We start from the raw sequence: 17162 nt of genomic DNA on the forward strand, positions 1-17162 counted from the left end.
TATTCCACTACCCGAAGGTAGCTTCATCGCTCGACTTGCATGTGTTAGGCACGCCGCCAGCGTTCGTCCTGAGCCAGGATCAAACTCTCAATTTAAAAGTTTATCTTGCTCAAGCCATTACTGACTTCATTCTCTAAAGAATTACGAGTTTTTCTTACTTCCTCTGTTTACTTTTCAAAGACCTTTTCTTCCCTGCCGCTTCAAGCGACTTCTGTATTATAGCAAATTACTTTTGCTCTTGTCAACAGCTTTTTGAAAGTTTTTTTAACTCTCATTTGACTGTTTACTCATCGCCGCTTTGTGAACTTCTTTGTCCGCCGCAGCGACAGTAAGTATTCTATCACACAATATTTTTGCTATCATCACCTGACCTATTATTATTCATATTTATAAGCATTTTTCTTTATAATTCTACAAATTTCTCTTTATTTCTTATACTGATACACTCGGCAGAGTAATAGAACCATTCTGCTAATACAAAACCGTTAGTTACCAGTCGGCCAGTGACTAGTAAGTGTACAGTAATCAAGATATCAAATCTGCACTAGCCCTCTAGCCCTCTAGCAAACTTATTTTAGCTCCTAGTACCTAAAACAGATACTGGTATACAGATGGCAAATCTGTACTAGAGACTAGCGATTAGCGACTGGAGATTAAACAGAAGTTACCAATAGCCAATCACCAAAGCATATTGTTACTTTGATGAAAACTAATATAAGAGTGCCAGTTTTCCAGGTGGCTAGTTACTAGTTAATGATGAAATCGTTATACGATTTCCTAAATGTATATAAAAACATTTGGTTATCAAAGCATATAATAATCAAGTCACAAATCTGCACTAGCCCTCTAGTCCTCTAGCAGCCTGGCAAACTTATTTTAGCTCTTAGTACCTAAAACAGATACTGGTATACAGATGGCAAATCTGTACTGGAGACTGGAGACTAAAACAAAGTCACTAATCGCCAATCACTAGTCACCAAACCAGATTGTGACTTAGTCAGAGAATAAATACCAGTACTTTGTTCTTCCTCCTAGCACCCAGAACCTAAACAGATACTGGTTCTCAAGTCACAAATTTGTACTGGAGACTAGAGATTGGAGACTAAAACAGAGTCACCAATCACCAATCACCAAAGCATATTGTTACTTTGATGAAAACTAATACCTAGAACTTTGTTCTTAAATAGATACTAGTTTTCAAATTACAAATCTGCACTAGCCCTATAGCAACCTAGCAAACTTATTTTAGCTCCTAGTACTTAAAACAGATACTGGTATACAGATGGCAAATCTGTACTGGAGACTAGCGATTGGAGGCTAGAGATTAGTGATTAAAACTCTGCCCTAATTTACTGAATTTTTAAATAATTATTTATTGTTGTAAAATCTTATTATATAATATTAATATACAGTGGGGATGTATTATTATATATTTAACATACTTTGCAAAGAAAGAGAGGTGTACAGTGGCAAGACAAGCTATCTGCAAAAACCAATTATTCACTAACTTAAATAAAAGCTAAAAAACACTTGCCACTCTTTAGATGAGATTAACTCTAGTAAGCAACTTAGTTGGAAATGAAATATTAGCAAAAAATATAATAACAGAAGATGGGAAGCTCTTATTAAAACATGGGGAAAGAGTAAATCAAGAACATATATCTAACCTAAAAAAATATAAGATATTTTTTGTATACATCGAAGATGAAGATTTGGAAGACATATATGAAGATACCTATTTAAATTCATTGAAAGAAACCGCATTAAAATCTATGCCAGATATATTTAACAATTTACTCACCGGAAATACCGAATTTATAAACGAAGCATTAGTATCCGTTTATGAGCTTATAGACTATATAAGTGGAGAAGACACCATTAATACTAACCTATATGAAGTTAAAAATTATGATAACTATACCTATATACACTGTCTAGATACATGCATAATGTCAACATTTTTAGGAGCTCGTCTGCATTATGATAAAGAAAACCTACGAAATCTAGCTCTTGCTGCCTTGTTTCATGACATAGGTAAGACAAAAATTTCAAGTTCTATTATAAATAAAAAAGGGTTATTGACTAAAAATGAATTTGACATAATAAAACTTCATCCTTTTTATAGCAAAGAAATAATTTCCAAAATACCATCTATTCCTGCATGCGTCATAGACGGTGTTGCTCAACATCACGAAAAATTTGATGGTACAGGCTATCCTTTCAGAATTAGCGGAAATGAAATATCAGAATACGCAAGACTCATATCAATTTGTGATGTTTTTACAGCAGTAAGTTCTAATCGAAATTACAGAAATAGATTTGACCCATATGAAGCATATGAATTAATTCTTTCTTCAAGCAGTACATATTTTGATCCTAAATTAGTAGAACTTTTTAAAAACACATTTTCAGTATACCCTTTGGGCAGCTGCTTAAAATTATCAAATGGAATTGAAGGTTTTGTAGTGAAACAAAATCCAGGTTTCCCAGATAGACCTGTTCTGCGAGTAATCTATGATATAAATAAACATAAAATAACACCTTATGAAATTAATTTACTAAAAAATACCAATATTACTGTAATCTCTGTATTATAGAGTTTATATTTAATATTAATAATAATTAATACAACAGCTACAAGCATACAACTATTCAATGTTGAAACTTATTATTCATCGTCCAATAACAATTAATTTAAAACACTTTTGAGATTTTTCATCAAAAAAGTGTTTATTTTTTTTTAAAATGTGTTAGAATATTAAAATGCGTTGATTAATTACTTCGAATCCAATTGCATCATATTTATCCAAATAACAGGAGTTGTTTTATGAATACTTTAAATAATATTGAAAAAAGAATTAAAAACATTTCCGAACAATATCCTAATGACATGATAGGTGGATTCATTACAGGTGATGGTCCTATTCCTTGTGATATCATGTTTGTTGGAGAAGCACCCGGAAAAACTGAGGTTGAACTTGGCAAACCTTTTGTTGGAAAAGCTGGAGCTAATTTTGAAAAATATCTTAATAGTATTGGACTAAGACGCGATAATGTAAGAATAACTAATACTTGCTATTTTAGACCTATAAAAAGAAAGATCAGCAAATCAGGAAGAGAAACTATTAGTAACAGACCTCCTAAGGTTTCTGAAATAAACCTATTTAAGGACATTCTAAATGATGAAATCAATTTAGTTAATCCTAAGATAATCGTTACATTGGGTAATATTCCTCTGAAAAGATTAACAGATTTTAAAAGCATTGGAGAATGTCACGGAAATTTAATTTTTAATAAGGAAATCAATAGAAATATTTTTCCCATGTACCACCCTTCTTCACTAATATATAACAAAAGTGAGGAATTCTTGAATATTTATAGGAATGATTGGGAAAAATTAAGTGAGACGCTTTTAAGTCTATAAAATAATTATTTATTATGAGGTTGGTGTAAATGAAAACTTATTCGTTTAAATTTAAAAAGTTAATTTTAGGTTCAAAATTGAATATTGATAATTGCAAAAACAGAATAGACAATATTTCCACAAGAAGATTTTGTACTGAAAATTATTCATTTTCTGAAACTAATATCGATGTTTGTGAAAATGAAAATATTAAAAAATGTACTAATAGTACTGGGATAATAAAATATTTATTAGGTTCAATTAAGAATGTTTCATCAGGGAAAATGGTGTTTGTTCCCTTCTTAGCAGTTATGTTTATTGCTGCACTCATAATGTGTTTTGGAGTTGAAGATGTTTTCACAGATGAGAGTTTTGTTCTGTCAAAAATAGCTAACCAGAAATTCCCATTAGCAAAAAGCAAATTGTTCTTTGTTGCGCCTAAAAATAATACCAGTAGCATTTCTACGCCCAATGATTTAGATTCAACAAAGACTGTATCAAGCTTAAATGTATCAAATTTTAAAACCAAAGCACCCAGTAGCAAAAATATAACTACATCATACAACAATACTACAGCCAGCAATGTTACAAACAACGGTGTTCCTGTAAAAAAATACAAGAACAATCTTAGTATATATAACAAAAATTTGGCAAAAAAGACAATAACCATTTCCACAAACAATTTCATCAAAATCAAAAGACCTGAATTAAAATTCCTCCCCTCGTACTTCAGCTACACAAATATAAATCAAGCAAAATTAAGAAATTACTTGAATAGACGAAATTCAAAATTAGCTGAAGAACCTTATTTCTCTCAAATAATAGCTGTTAGCAAAAAATATAATTTAAATCCTTTGGTTTTATTTGCTATTACCGGGCAAGAGCAATCTTTTGTACCAAAAAACTCTAAATACGCCAGCAGAATCGCAAATAATCCTTACAATATTTACTGCAGTTGGAAAAACTATAATACAACTATAACAGACTCTTCTGAGATTGTTGCTAAAACCATAATTAATCTATCAAAAGGTAGACCCTCAAATGTAGATCCTTTTGAGTGGATTAATAGACGTTATGCTAGTGACCCAAATTGGAGCAAAGGTGTACGTGATATCTTTTATGAACTTATTAGAATAACAAAGTAATCTCGTTTTGCTAAAGCAAAACATCGGGACTTCAGGTGGAGACTCTACTTCACCTGAAACAAAAAACTTCACTCTCTCACTTATAAAAGTGGGGGTCTTATAGAATCGATCAAAACATCAAAGCCAAATCTCCGTGTAAAATCTCCGTGTAAAAACTCTGTGTAGAAACCCTATCCCACCCAAAGCAATAGCTTTAATAGACCACTTTTATAAGTGCGAATCTTGTAAGTTGATAAAAACAGGTGAATATTCCATTTCACCTGTTTTTATTTGATTACACTCGATACAATAATTACTTAATTTTATAATAATTCATTAATAAGTCTAATAGTTTCTTCAACATCTTTCATAGAAACCATTTCTGATATCGTATGATTATACCTTATTGGGACAGCTAAAACACCTGTTTTAATTCCGCCTCTTTCTTTATGTACAAGTGCCCCATCTGTCCCTTCATCACATATTCCATATTGAATATTTATTTGTAATTTTTCTGCAGCCTTCTCAAGTATTTCTTTTATTTCTTGACTTATTATAAGAGTTTTATCCTTAATCCTAATTACCGGTCCATTTTCTAGCTTAATATTTCCTACACCACCAATATAATCTCCAGCTTCGTTTACATCTAAAACAATACAATAATCAGGTTTAATATCGTAAGCTGCCGCTCTTGCACCTCTTCCTCCTAATTCTCCCTGACTTGAAAAAACAAAATAAACTTCTTTGTTAGTATTATTTATTTCCTTAATTATTTTTAATAATATATAACATCCTATTCTATTGTTGAGTCCCGGAACAACTATTCTATTCTCAATCTCAAACCCAGAGGCCAACAAACATGCTGCATCTCCAATTTTAACTTTTTTACAAACCTCCTCTTTACTTGTGAGAGCAAAATCAATATATAAATCTTCCATATTAGGTTCTTCCTTGGTTGCAGCAATTTTACCTACTATTCCACTTTCAAATGCAACCAAGCTGTGAAGGATGTTCATAGGTTTTACATTTCCAATATTACTAACCCTTACAAAACCGTTATCTTCAATATGAGTTGCAATAAGACCCGATTGATCCATATTGGAAGTTATCATAACCCTTTCATTACCTTCTCCCATCTTTACAATCAAGTTTCCCATATTATCTTCCATAATATCACATTTAATATCTTTTAATTCATCAAGAATAAGTCTCCTAATCTGTTCTTCACGCCCACTAACTCCAAATGTATTTATTAATCTTTCTAACATTATATCCATTTCAAATCACCTCATTCAAAATTTTATCGATTCTATAAGACTGCCACTTCTATAAGTGGGAGATTGAAGCTTTTTGCTTTAGCAAAACAAGTTCATCTTTTGGACATATTGTGTAGCAAAGCTGCACTTGTTGACCAGTACTAGCCCTCTGGCAATCCAGCCCCCTAGCAATCTTTTTTTGATATTTATTATACATTTGCTCCTATTGTAATATATAGTTTCTAAGTAAGTTGTGTTCTGTTCTTATAATGTCTTAATCCATTCTTTCATAAGCTTAACAGTATTATTAAAATCATCTTTACTAGCTACTGATATGGAAGAATGAATATATCTACATGGTACAGAAACAGTAGCAACCCTACATCCATCTTTACTTAAAACCATTGCGCCTGCATCATTTCCTCCTGCCGTTGCACGCCTATACTGATATGGAATATTATTTTTCTCTGCTGTTTCTACAATAGACTGTGTTATTTCTCTATCAAAAATACTTGTCCTATCCATTATTGAAATTGCTGGTCCTTTTCCAATAACTGTTGCACTAATATGCTCAGGTACACTTGGAATATCAGCACATATAGTACCCTCAAGTGCTATCCCGATTTCTGGATGAATTTCATATGCCGCAATAAATGCTCCTCTTTCTCCTACTTCTTCTTGAACATTAAATGCAGCATATAAATCACAATCATAATTCTCCTTTAATATCTCAATTAGAACTGCACATCCTATTCTGTCATCAAATGCTTTACCTTTCATCAACCCTTCACCAAAATCACTAAATTTAGTATCAAAAATTGCGTAATCACCTAATCTAACGTGCATTCTTGCCTCTTCTTCAGAATTTGCTCCAATATCAATACAACACTGACTATATGACACGTTATTCTTTCTCTCATCCTTACTTTGAAGATGTATAGGCTTTAATCCAACCACGCCCGGAATTTTATTCTCACCAATATATACCACTTTACAGGCTATAACCTTGCTATTAATTCCACCTAAAGACGCAAATTTTAATGTACCATCAGAATTAAATCCAGTTATTATAAAACCGACTTCATCCATATGTGCATCTATCAAAACTTTTTTACCATTTCCTTTTTTATGTGCAATTATATTTCCCATTCTATCTGTTTTTATTTCATCAACATAACAACTAATTTCTTTCTTTATAATATCTCTAACATGCCCTTCAAAGCCAGAAGGTCCTATTGCATTACTTAATCTTTCTAAAAGCATAATAGTTCCTCCACTTCACAAGAATTTACTTTTTCAATAAACTTAGCAATCAGCCTACCCGTATTTTTTATATCATCCATATTTACGATTTCAACCGAAGTATGCATATACTTCTGCGGAATAGAAATCAATAATGTAGGTACACTTTTTCTCGAAATCTGAATATCCCATGCATCAGTTCCAGTACTACCAGGTTCAACTTCAATTTGATAAGCTATATTATATTCCTCTGCTATTTTCATAATTTTTTCTCTGAATTTTGGATGAATATTAGGTCCAATACAAATCACAGGACCTCCCCCTAGCTTGGTTTCTCTATCTTCATCGCCCATTTTTCCACCGTCAAAAGTAACATCAATAGCAATTGCTAAAGTTGGATTCAAATCATAACTAGCCATTTTAGCACCTCTATGTCCAACTTCTTCTTGGCAAGATGCCACAAAATATACATCCAAATCATTATTTATGTTTTTTAATTCCTTTGCACACGACCACATAGCTACTATTCCAGCTCTATCATCGGTTGCTTTACATGTTACATTGTTGTTTAACAATTCATAAAACTCTCTTTTTAATGTAACAAAATCCCCTACACTTACTATATGTTTAATATTCTCTTCACTTATTCCAGTATCAATCATTAAATCTTTTATTTTTACTGCACTTTTTCTATCGTCTTCATTCATGATATGCGGAGGTTTAATGCCAATAATGCCATCAATTTTCTTTCTACCATGAATACACACTTCTTGTGAAATTAATGTTTTAGGATCAATTCCCGTTGCATCAAATTTGATAAATCCATTTTTACAAATTTCAGTTACCATAAGGAACACTTCATCAGAATGAGCCATAATCATTATGCTTTCTTTTCCATTACCTTTTTTTATTGCATAAACATTATTCAAATTGCCCTGTCTTACTTCGTCACAATATGGCTCAAAAGCTTCTTTTATTAGAGGGAATATCCAATTTTCCCTTCCACTAGGAGCATGTCCCATACACAAATTTTTTAATAAACTTTTTTCATTCACATTCTCACCTACTTTTTAAAATAATAACTTCAATTCGTAATATTAAATATAAGCATTTAATATTTATATATTTAATATCATATATTTCGTGTTAATATTCACTATAAAAATCTCTGCATATTGCATTTTTTCATTGTAATATATGATAAAAATTTAAATTACGAATTAAAGAATAATCAATTAACTATTGACAAAATGTCAAATGCAAGATATAATAATTTTAATTTCATATTTGCGAAACTTTTTCGTAATTATAAGAGATTACTTTGAAAATCCAACTTTTATCCTTCCGTGGATGAAAGAACTTCTGTTTTTCAATTCATTTTTAAGTTTCACAACTATTATGAATTGTTTTATTATTATTGACCCCACTCTCCAATTACCAATCCCTAGTAATTATTATATTAGGGATTGGTAATTAATTTTTATGGTGTCAATGCTTTTTGAATTCCGTCAGCTAATCCTTTTGCTATACTATCTTGATAATCTGGACTATTAAGAAGATGATCTTCTTGTTCATTAGTCATAAATCCCATTTCAATTAATATAACTGGAACTTTTGACCAATTAAAACCTGTGATATCTTTTCTGTAAACAACACCTCTATTATACATACCAACTTCCTTAGTTAAAGTATCTATAACTATTTTACCACATCTTTTGCTCTCATCATAAATTGGAGCAGTGCACTTTGTTAAAGCTGGTACAAGCATTGATGCTCCATGAGCAGAAGCATTAGCAGCACCATCCGCATGTATTCTTATTACCAAAGCTGCATTTGCTTTATTACCTATTTCAGCTCTTTCGACATTACCTAAGCTTACACTATTATCAGTTTTAGTCATGATGACAGTAAAACCTTTTTGCTCTAATAATGTCTTAAGCTTTTTTGCAACTTTCATAGCAACAACATATTCAGGAGTCTTTGTAAATGTTCCTCTAGTTCCCCCTCCATCCTTAATTTTCATTGTTTTAGATCCTGGTGCTATAGGTTCTTTTTCAAGATTTGGATGGTCAGCATGGCCTGGGTCAATAACTATAACTTTATTTTCAGCATTAAATTTTACCTTTTTAACATTATCATATGTATCTTTTGCATTCTCTGTACCCTTACTTTTAGATGCTTCTTTATTCTCAATCGTTGTACTTTTAGTTTTTTGCTCTGTGGTACTTTGTTGTGTGTTTTTATTCTCAACTTTTTTATTTTCAACCTTTTTATTCGAATCAATAACTACTGAAATTGCCTCTTTTTTCTTGATACTGCTATCTTTTTTATCAGTAATATTACTTTTTTCTTTTATGCTTCCTTTTTCTTTTACATTATTATCTTTTTTATCACTTTTATCATTTTTACTACTTTTGTTATCAACATTTTGTTTGTTTAATCTATTATCATCACTTTTTCGATTATTTTGGTTTTTATTATCGGTTGCTGCAATCACCATTTTTGTATGTTTATTGCTGTGATTATATGAATATATACCTATGCTTGTCCCAAGAAGTATTACCCAAATAAAAATTACTGCATAACTAAAAAATTTATTCTTCCGCTTTTTCCTTATTCTTGTTTTGGTTTTTTTGTAACTTTTTCTAACCATATTTAAAACTCCTTTAATCATAAATTTTTCCTAACAAAATAGTTCCTCAAATTTACTTATAATTTTATCATAAACTTTAGATATTTGAAAGAAAATAGCAAGTCAAAAATGCGACATATATCTTGTATCGACAAGTATACAAATTTCTCTCTGATAGTAAAGCTCTCAACGAGTTATAACAACGTAATATAGTGCAAAACAGACTAGCATACTGACCAGTTATTTTTTTAAGATGCCTTATTCTAAAAAAAGCCCCATCAGCTTTAAATCAGCAATAGGACTTCTAAAAAAATTATTTTTGCTCCAACATTTGAGGAGTTATTAATTGGTTTATGTCAACACATTTCACATCTTTTTTATTTGGTATTTCGACCTTAATATTATCATTAATATCAAATAGGTCTGCTGTCACAACATAACTTACACCTGTAACTTCATTTTTAGATTTATCTTCAATATCAATGTTAATATTAATTTTAGATTTAATAACATATCCATCTTTTACTGAATATTCTAATGTTATTCCATCTTTGCCTATGAAATTAGGCATTTTATCAATATTTTTCTTAATTTCTTCTACATTAAATTTATCAATTTCGTCTTCAGAACCTTTAGCAACACTGTATTTTTTCATGATATTAAACATATCTTCTAACTTACTAGCTCTTTTCTCATCACTTAAATACTCTTTAAGATAATCTTTTAAATTTTCATTGTTTAATTTGATTTCATACACATTAGCTTTTTCTGTTTTTCCATTTACTTCGACATCTTTTTTTCCTTCATCATTAATAAATTCTGAGTGTTTCTTTGAATATTTTTTTGTGAAATCTATTAAATCATTCTGAATATCCATTGAATCCTTTTGGATCTTAGCCATATCCTCTGTTGTAAGCTGTTTTGCATTTTTATCAGCAGATTGAATTTCTTTCATAGAATCTGAATCTATATATAAATATTTAGCATCACCAATCATTTGTTGTAATCCCATTTGTTTTACGATTTCTGGAATTTCAATAAATGCTTTGTACTTATATTCATCGCCATATGAAACATCCACCATTAAATTAGAACTTACATTAACCCCCATCATTCCCATATTAAGATTCATATTTGTTTTAGCCCACTTATTTCTTTCTTGTGTAGCTTTTCCAGTAGCAGAAAAATTAACATTAGTCATTGTAGCTACAAATGGATTCTGTTGTTGCTCTTCAGGCAAATTAACCTTCACCGCTCCATCCACTTTAAATGAATAAGCTTTAATATTTTGTGTTTTTTCAATAGCATCAAATAGAGCATCTTCTTTTGAGCCACACCCTGATAGTGCCATCACAAAAATAATCAAACTAACAATGCTCACTATTCTAAATTTTTTCATATAATACCTCCTGAAAGTATATTTAAAACATGTCTTACTAATTATACATCATAATTAATAAAATATAAAGTGGTAATTTAAAACTTTTTATTATTTTTTACTTAATAGCCAAATATTTATTATTAATTTATGCTTTTATTATTATTTGTGTTAATTAAAATTCCATCCTTATTTTCATACAATAATTTATTTTCAAAGTAAATGCTTGTACTTGGAAACGCTATCGAAACTCCCTCTTGTTGTAATATTTCCATTATTTTAAGATTTATGTCCTCTTTAACCTTTAGATATTCTCCCCAAACAGTTGTTTTTGTAAAAAAATATAGAAATAAATCCAAACTACTATCATTAAATTTATCAAATGTAACAAAAATAGTTTCTTTATGAACATCCGGATGTTCCTCTAGCATGTTTTTAATTTTTGCAACACATGTTTCTATTTTTTCCTTAGGTGTAGAATATGTAAGTCCTAAATTAAATGTTATTCTTCTCTTGCCTCTCTTTGAAAAATTTGTGATAGGAACTGTAGTAAGACTTGAATTTGGTACAGTAACCAACTCATTACCAAATTTTCTAATAACAGTACTCCTAAATGAAATATCTTCAACCGTCCCCTCAATTTCAGATGTAGCTATCCAATCCCCTATGCTAAATGGTTTCTCGATAATTATAACTATTCCAGCAATTATATTAGCAGCAGCATCCTTTGCAGCAAGAGAAATTGCAAGTCCTCCTAAACCTAATCCTGTCACAAACATTTGAATGTTTATATCCCATTCAGCTAAAACAATTGTAATTGCAAAAGCCACTATAACCACTCTTAAAGATTTAGATACAAATGGAAATAACAGCTTATCCACTTTTAGTCCAAATTTATCTCTCATTTCTTCATATAACACTGAATATTCACCTGTTAAATTATACAATCCCCATGAAATAAGTATAATTATTATCGAACTTAAGCATTTGTTTATAAAGACAATATTTATATGAAAATCATATCCCAAATACCTCAGAGGAAAGTATATTCCAAGCACTACAAACAATACCCTAATAGGTTTTTGAAATCCCATAACTGCTTTTTCATCCATGTCTGTCTTAGTTTTAGATGTTATTTTTAACATTATATTTAATACCCTTTTTGCTAAAAACTTCCTCAAAAATAAAAATGCTAAAAATATTATTAAAGCAATTCCTAAGCTTTTGGTATGTTTATACGAATTCTCACTGAAAAACGTAATAAATACATTTATTGTTTCCATTGTTGTTTTCATTAATATTTAGCTCCCACCTTTCATTTTATAGTTCATCCAAATTCAATTTCCATTTTAATGTAAAATATTTACACAGCCTTATCTGTATATTATAATAAACGATATATATTGTCAAATGTAAAGTATTTTATTTGGCAAAGTGAACTCGTTTTACTAAAGCAAAACATCAGGACTTCAGGTGGAGACTCTACTCCACCTGAAGCAAAATCTTCAATCTCCCACTTATAGAAGTGGGAATCTTGTAAAATCGATCAATTTGAAAGAGAGGTCTTATATTTATGTATGATATTACTATAATTGGTGCTGGTCCCGCTGGTTCAACTTTAGCTAGATTATTAGGGGACAGATTTAAAATTTTATTACTAGATAGAAGAGATTTTCAAAATAATTCTAATTTTACTTATGAAAAATGTTGTGGTGGATTGCTTGCACCAGATTCACAAAAAATGCTTGCAAAACTAGGATTAGGAGTTCCAAAAGAAATTCTAGTAGGACCTCAACTTTTTTCTGTAAGAACAATTGATATGGATAATTCAATCGAAAAATATTATCAAAGACACTATATTAATGTTGATAGAATAAAATTTGATAGATGGTTGATTTCACTTATACCAAGTCAAGTTAACATAAAATATAATTGTTTGTTCAAGTCATTCAAAAATGAAAATAACAATATCAAAATAAATTATTTTGAAAATGGTAAAGAAACATCAGAATACACCAAAATATTAGTAGGTGCAGATGGTGCTAATTCAATATTAAGAAAAAATATATCTGATAATCATATTTATCCAGATCAATATATAGCAATCCAAGAATGGTTCGAAGTAAATAAACCCCTTCCATACTATTCAGCAATATTTGATATGAAGATAACAGATTTTTATTCTTGGACAATTCCTAAAGAAAATATGTTACTCGTGGGTAGTGCACTAATTCCTAATAAAAATCCTCATAATAAATTTGAACTCTTAAAAAAGAAGTTATCTATGTATGGATTTAATTACGGTAAAAGTATAAAGAAAAATGGTGCATTTATTTATAGAACAAAAAAACTTAATCATTCACCTTAATAAAAATATAAGAATATAATAGAATATATAAATATTCGGAGGAGAAAAATGGTTTTTTTATCTTATCCATCGTACAGATTAAAAAAAAATACTTATAAGATTATCGTAAATACAAATACTAAATGTCTCCATTTATATAAAAATAATAACCTTATAAAATCTTACCCTATTGCAATAGGTAAGCCTTCTAAACCAACGCCAAAAGGAACATTTAAAATTATTAATAAAGCTATAAATCCAGGAGGTCCTTTTGGAGTAAGATGGTTAGGTTTAAGCATTCCTGGTTATGGTATACATGGAACCAATAATCCAAATTCTATAGGAAAAGCAGTTTCTAATGGATGTATTCGTATGTACAATAAAGATATACTAGAACTTGCAAATACAGTCCCTATAGGAACTACAGTTATAATAACCTAGATTTTGCGATGCCTAGTACAGACTTCCCTAAATAAACTAGTTGAAGAAACTTATTTAAAAATACAGTTCCTTTTTATTGATTTATATAATTAAGAAAGTCTGCACAGGTTATTTTTTTGGAGCTACCTTATATTAAGGCATTTTCAAAAAATAATTAGTCAGTATGCTAGTCTATTTTGCGAACTACTTCATCGTTGGAACTCGTTGATAGAACCTACTATCAGCGGAACCCAACTCTTTGTATTTCACAAAATATACGTCGCATCTTTGACTTGTTATTTTCTTTCAAATGCCTAAATAAACTTTTTAAGCCTATAAATACTAATATACAACCCTAAAAATATTATAACTATACCTCCAAATTGCTCAATTGTTATTCTTTCTCTTAGAAATAATGCAGCAAAAATTATAGAAAAAACAGGTGTTACATTATTGTATAATGAAACCCTTGTGCTGGAACTCCTTTTAATCGCCCATGTCCATAAATAATTTGCTACATACATTGCAAACACACCTGTATAAAATAAATTAAATACTAATGGTGGTGTCATAGCATTAATATTTATGTCAAAACCTGAAAACAACATAACTAGTATTGCAGTAATTGTTATAGCATAAGCTGTTATTTGATATGGTGGATATTTTTTTAAAAGTGGCTTAGAAAACACCATATATATTGCATATCCAAACGCACCTATAAAAATATAAGCACTTCCTAATATATTGTCATCTGCAAAAGCTGTACTCTCTGTCCCTAATATAACTACAATTAGTCCACAAAATGATATTATTATTCCAATAACTTTTATTACATTCATTCTTTCAATTCCTGCTATATGACTTATAATTGCAACTGTGAGTGGAATAGTCCCCATTATTAGTGAAGCATTACCCGCTGTTGTCTTTCCTATTCCAATTCCATAAAACCATTGAAATATAAAAAATCCACATACAGATACGAATAGTATTTTCATTTTATCTTTCTTCATCACGTGTACATATTTTCCACTCAAAAGTAAAGCCACCCATGAAGCTATAGCTGCAAATATCAATCTCCAAACATTGTACTGAATAGCTGAAATATTAAATAATCCTATCTTGATAACTACAGGTTTCATACCCCATATCATAGTCACCAATATCAAAATTGAATCTATATAGTATTTATCTTTGAATACATGATTAGCTCTAGCATTAAACATAAAATCACTCCAGCAAATAAATTTAGTCTGTTAGTAACACCTTAGTATTTTCTCTCATAAGCATATAATTATTCTTGAACTTATTGATTTCAGATGGAGATTCTACTCCAATTGAAGCAAAAATCTTCAAACTCCCACTTATAAAAGTGGGAGTTTTATTGAATCGATAAACTATCATACTAATTAGTTATTTATTTAATATGCCTAACAGAAATCTCCCATATTCTATGTTAGCTTGGGTAAACTTGCTCCATTGGGAGTATTGACCAAGAAGCCCCCACTTCAACGAAGTAAGTGGAGGGTAGTTCACTATGCCTAGCTCTAATCATTATTCCTAATATACTGAAGAAAAAAACAATATATCCTGGGAAATAATTCAAGCAAATGTTTTGCTTTAGCAAAATAAGCCAGCATACTTACTGGCTGTTTTTTAAAGATACTCTACTTCGTATTTATATTTATATTTATATTCCCTGAAACTCCTTCAATTCTAATACTATTTTTGTTACTCCTAACTGTTCCTTTTATCTTTTTACCTTTTTTTTCAGAGCTTTCAATCTTTATTGGGAAATCACAATTAATCTTTCCTGATATAACTTCAGCATCTAAATAAAATTCTGAAGTATGTGGAAGAGTTATATTAATATCCCCTGATGTACTTTTAATATTTATATCATTATTGAACGTTTCGTAATTCAATACTATTTTACCTGAAACGCTTTTACCTTTTATATTTCCTTTAAATTTATCCAATTTAATATTTCCTGATACAGACGTAAATTTCACTGCATTTGTAAATACATTCTTGCCATCTAAATCGCCTGAAACAGCATTATAATAAAAATCTTCTGCTGTTAAGTTTTGAATACTTGTGTTACCCGAAACCGTATTAATATGAAAATCATTTAGTTTTAAATTCTTAACAGATATCCGTCCAGATATATTGTTAATATTTATACTATCTGAATAAGTTTTAGGAATATATATATCTAATTTCAAGTTCGATTTTCTTATGGTTATATTATCAGTTTTTTCAGTTAGTTTAATTTTGATAGAATCATTTGCTAAATCCATAATCAATTTAGGTTCAAAATTACAAGTTATGTCTCCATGTAAATGTGCTTTAATATCTTCTCTATCTTCTGGAATAATATTAATATCAGAGCAAGCATTAATAAATAATTTATTTAGACCTGATATTTTTTCATTTTTCTCTTCGTCTATACTATACTCTTTTAAATCTTTGGTTTTATTGTTATCTAATTCTACTACATCAACACCACAACCTGTGAATATTAATGTAAACATCACCAATGCAGCCATAAAACAATAAATAAATTTCTTTTTCATATAATACCCTTCCTTTCAATAATTTATCATATTTTGATTTTACCATACAATACTATAGACGAATTACTTTGCTCTTATCCCACACAAAAAAATAAAAACACCTCAGATTAATTTAAAACTAATCTGAGGTGTTTTTGGTGGCTCGAACTGGAATCGAACCAGTGACACGAGGATTTTCAGTCCTCTGCTCTACCGACTGAGCTATCGAGCCATATGGCTCCACGGAGAGGACTCGAACCTCCAACCTATCGGTTAACAGCCGAGTGCTCCACCATTGAGCTACCGTGGAACGTTTTTTACCTGGCAGTGACCTACTCTCCCACACGGTCTCCCATGCAGTACCATCGGCGCTGTAAAGCTTAACCTTCGTGTTCGGAATGGAAACGGGTGTTGCCTTTACGCTATAACCACCAGATACTTAACTTCTTATTGACGTTTGTGGTATACATTGAGAAAACATTGTTCTCTCAAAATTGCATAATGAACTGAATACCAATCTCCAGTCTCTAATCATCAATTATGAAATAATAGCGATTAGCGATTGGTGACTAGCGATTCTTTTTGGTCAAGTCCTCGACCTATTAGTATCGGTCAGCTTAATACATTACTGCACTTACACCTCCGACCTATCAACCTTGTGTTCTTCAAGGGGTCTTACTGACTTTCGTCATGGGAAATCTTATCTTGAGGGAGGCTTCACGCTTAGATGCTTTCAGCGTTTATCCCTTCCCGACTTAGCTACCCAGCTGTGCTCCTGGCGGAACAACTGGTGCACTAGAGGTCAGTC

General features: G+C 30.5%; 13 protein-coding genes, 2 tRNA genes and 3 rRNA genes. 5 read left to right on the plus strand and 13 right to left on the minus strand.

Annotated features, from left to right (window positions below; genetic code table 11):
* Window positions 1–95, minus strand: a 16S ribosomal RNA gene (locus CLTEP_RS11605); the annotation flags it as partial.
* 1449 nt (window positions 96–1544) lie between these two features.
* Here CLTEP_RS11605 and CLTEP_RS11610 point away from each other — a divergent pair.
* The 3 genes from CLTEP_RS11610 to CLTEP_RS11620 all read left to right on the plus strand — a co-directional run bounded on the left by CLTEP_RS11610 (window position 1545) and on the right by CLTEP_RS11620 (window position 4548).
* Complete coding sequence (locus tag CLTEP_RS11610; protein ID WP_066826873.1) at window positions 1545–2597, plus strand: HD-GYP domain-containing protein; 1053 nt, start codon at window positions 1545–1547, stop codon at window positions 2595–2597.
* A gap of 230 nt (window positions 2598–2827) precedes the next feature.
* Window positions 2828–3424 carry a uracil-DNA glycosylase gene (locus tag CLTEP_RS11615; RefSeq protein ID WP_066826875.1) on the plus strand — a complete coding sequence of 199 codons (597 nt, stop codon included), beginning with the start codon at window positions 2828–2830 and terminating at the stop codon, window positions 3422–3424.
* Window positions 3425–3453: 29 nt separating this feature from the next.
* Window positions 3454–4548, plus strand: coding sequence for a glucosaminidase domain-containing protein (locus tag CLTEP_RS11620; protein WP_066826877.1), 1095 nt, complete (start codon window positions 3454–3456; stop codon window positions 4546–4548).
* 302 nt (window positions 4549–4850) lie between these two features.
* Here CLTEP_RS11620 and CLTEP_RS11625 read toward each other — a convergent pair whose 3' ends face one another.
* The 6 genes from CLTEP_RS11625 to CLTEP_RS11650 all read right to left on the minus strand — a co-directional run bounded on the left by CLTEP_RS11625 (window position 4851) and on the right by CLTEP_RS11650 (window position 12330).
* Complete coding sequence (locus CLTEP_RS11625) at window positions 4851–5804, minus strand: zinc-binding metallopeptidase family protein (protein WP_066826879.1); 954 nt, start codon at window positions 5802–5804, stop codon at window positions 4851–4853.
* A 243-nt stretch (window positions 5805–6047) separates the two neighbouring features.
* Complete coding sequence (locus tag CLTEP_RS11630) at window positions 6048–7046, minus strand: M42 family metallopeptidase (RefSeq protein WP_066826881.1); 999 nt, start codon at window positions 7044–7046, stop codon at window positions 6048–6050.
* Complete coding sequence (locus CLTEP_RS11635) at window positions 7037–8080, minus strand: M42 family metallopeptidase (protein WP_066826883.1); 1044 nt, start codon at window positions 8078–8080, stop codon at window positions 7037–7039. Before CLTEP_RS11635 ends, CLTEP_RS11630 begins: the two co-directional genes overlap by 10 nt.
* A gap of 425 nt (window positions 8081–8505) precedes the next feature.
* Window positions 8506–9678 carry an N-acetylmuramoyl-L-alanine amidase family protein gene (locus CLTEP_RS11640; RefSeq protein WP_242863933.1) on the minus strand — a complete coding sequence of 391 codons (1173 nt, stop codon included), beginning with the start codon at window positions 9676–9678 and terminating at the stop codon, window positions 8506–8508.
* Between the two features lie 292 nt (window positions 9679–9970).
* Window positions 9971–11056 (minus strand): hypothetical protein, encoded by a 1086-nt coding sequence (locus CLTEP_RS11645; protein WP_066826885.1) that lies wholly within the window; start codon window positions 11054–11056, stop codon window positions 9971–9973.
* 122 nt (window positions 11057–11178) lie between these two features.
* On the minus strand, window positions 11179–12330 hold the full coding sequence (locus CLTEP_RS11650; protein ID WP_242863934.1) for a mechanosensitive ion channel family protein: 1152 nt from the start codon (window positions 12328–12330) through the stop codon (window positions 11179–11181).
* Between the two features lie 278 nt (window positions 12331–12608).
* On the opposite strand from CLTEP_RS11650, the gene CLTEP_RS11655 reads away from it, so the two are divergent.
* Both CLTEP_RS11655 and CLTEP_RS11660 read left to right on the plus strand, forming a co-directional pair.
* Complete coding sequence (locus CLTEP_RS11655; protein ID WP_066826889.1) at window positions 12609–13403, plus strand: FAD-binding protein; 795 nt, start codon at window positions 12609–12611, stop codon at window positions 13401–13403.
* A gap of 48 nt (window positions 13404–13451) precedes the next feature.
* Entirely contained in the window at window positions 13452–13823 is a 372-nt protein-coding gene (locus CLTEP_RS11660; RefSeq protein ID WP_066826892.1) for a L,D-transpeptidase, read from the plus strand.
* A 293-nt stretch (window positions 13824–14116) separates the two neighbouring features.
* On the opposite strand, the gene CLTEP_RS11665 is transcribed toward CLTEP_RS11660, so the two are convergent.
* The 6 genes from CLTEP_RS11665 to CLTEP_RS11690 all read right to left on the minus strand — a co-directional run.
* Complete coding sequence (locus tag CLTEP_RS11665; RefSeq protein WP_066826897.1) at window positions 14117–15025, minus strand: DMT family transporter; 909 nt, start codon at window positions 15023–15025, stop codon at window positions 14117–14119.
* Between the two features lie 441 nt (window positions 15026–15466).
* Window positions 15467–16375 (minus strand): DUF4097 family beta strand repeat-containing protein, encoded by a 909-nt coding sequence (locus CLTEP_RS11670; protein ID WP_066826899.1) that lies wholly within the window; start codon window positions 16373–16375, stop codon window positions 15467–15469.
* A 135-nt stretch (window positions 16376–16510) separates the two neighbouring features.
* Window positions 16511–16586, minus strand: a tRNA-Phe gene (locus CLTEP_RS11675).
* Window positions 16587–16589: 3 nt separating this feature from the next.
* Window positions 16590–16664: transfer RNA gene (locus CLTEP_RS11680), tRNA-Asn, on the minus strand.
* A gap of 9 nt (window positions 16665–16673) precedes the next feature.
* Window positions 16674–16790: ribosomal RNA gene (rrf, locus tag CLTEP_RS11685) — 5S ribosomal RNA — on the minus strand.
* 146 nt (window positions 16791–16936) lie between these two features.
* A 23S ribosomal RNA gene (locus CLTEP_RS11690) occupies window positions 16937–17162 on the minus strand; the annotation flags it as partial.

Source organism: Clostridium tepidiprofundi DSM 19306 (assembly GCF_001594005.1).
In the GTDB taxonomy this organism is placed as follows: domain Bacteria; phylum Bacillota; class Clostridia; order Clostridiales; family Clostridiaceae; genus Clostridium_AC; species Clostridium_AC tepidiprofundi.

Excerpts from the sequence above, each read along its gene's own strand:
- CLTEP_RS11610 (WP_066826873.1), top strand. The coding sequence starts at position 1,545 with ATGAGATTAACTCTAGTAAGCAACTTAGTTGGAAATGAAATATTAGCA.
- CLTEP_RS11615 (WP_066826875.1), top strand. The coding sequence starts at position 2,828 with ATGAATACTTTAAATAATATTGAAAAAAGAATTAAAAACATTTCCGAA.
- CLTEP_RS11620 (WP_066826877.1), top strand. The coding sequence starts at position 3,454 with ATGAAAACTTATTCGTTTAAATTTAAAAAGTTAATTTTAGGTTCAAAA.
- CLTEP_RS11625 (WP_066826879.1), bottom strand. The coding sequence starts at position 5,804 with ATGGATATAATGTTAGAAAGATTAATAAATACATTTGGAGTTAGTGGG.
- CLTEP_RS11630 (WP_066826881.1), bottom strand. The coding sequence starts at position 7,046 with ATGCTTTTAGAAAGATTAAGTAATGCAATAGGACCTTCTGGCTTTGAA.
- CLTEP_RS11640 (WP_242863933.1), bottom strand. The coding sequence starts at position 9,678 with ATGGTTAGAAAAAGTTACAAAAAAACCAAAACAAGAATAAGGAAAAAG.
- CLTEP_RS11645 (WP_066826885.1), bottom strand. The coding sequence starts at position 11,056 with ATGAAAAAATTTAGAATAGTGAGCATTGTTAGTTTGATTATTTTTGTG.
- CLTEP_RS11650 (WP_242863934.1), bottom strand. The coding sequence starts at position 12,330 with ATGAAAACAACAATGGAAACAATAAATGTATTTATTACGTTTTTCAGT.
- CLTEP_RS11655 (WP_066826889.1), top strand. The coding sequence starts at position 12,609 with ATGTATGATATTACTATAATTGGTGCTGGTCCCGCTGGTTCAACTTTA.
- CLTEP_RS11660 (WP_066826892.1), top strand. The coding sequence starts at position 13,452 with ATGGTTTTTTTATCTTATCCATCGTACAGATTAAAAAAAAATACTTAT.
- CLTEP_RS11665 (WP_066826897.1), bottom strand. The coding sequence starts at position 15,025 with ATGTTTAATGCTAGAGCTAATCATGTATTCAAAGATAAATACTATATA.
- CLTEP_RS11670 (WP_066826899.1), bottom strand. The coding sequence starts at position 16,375 with ATGAAAAAGAAATTTATTTATTGTTTTATGGCTGCATTGGTGATGTTT.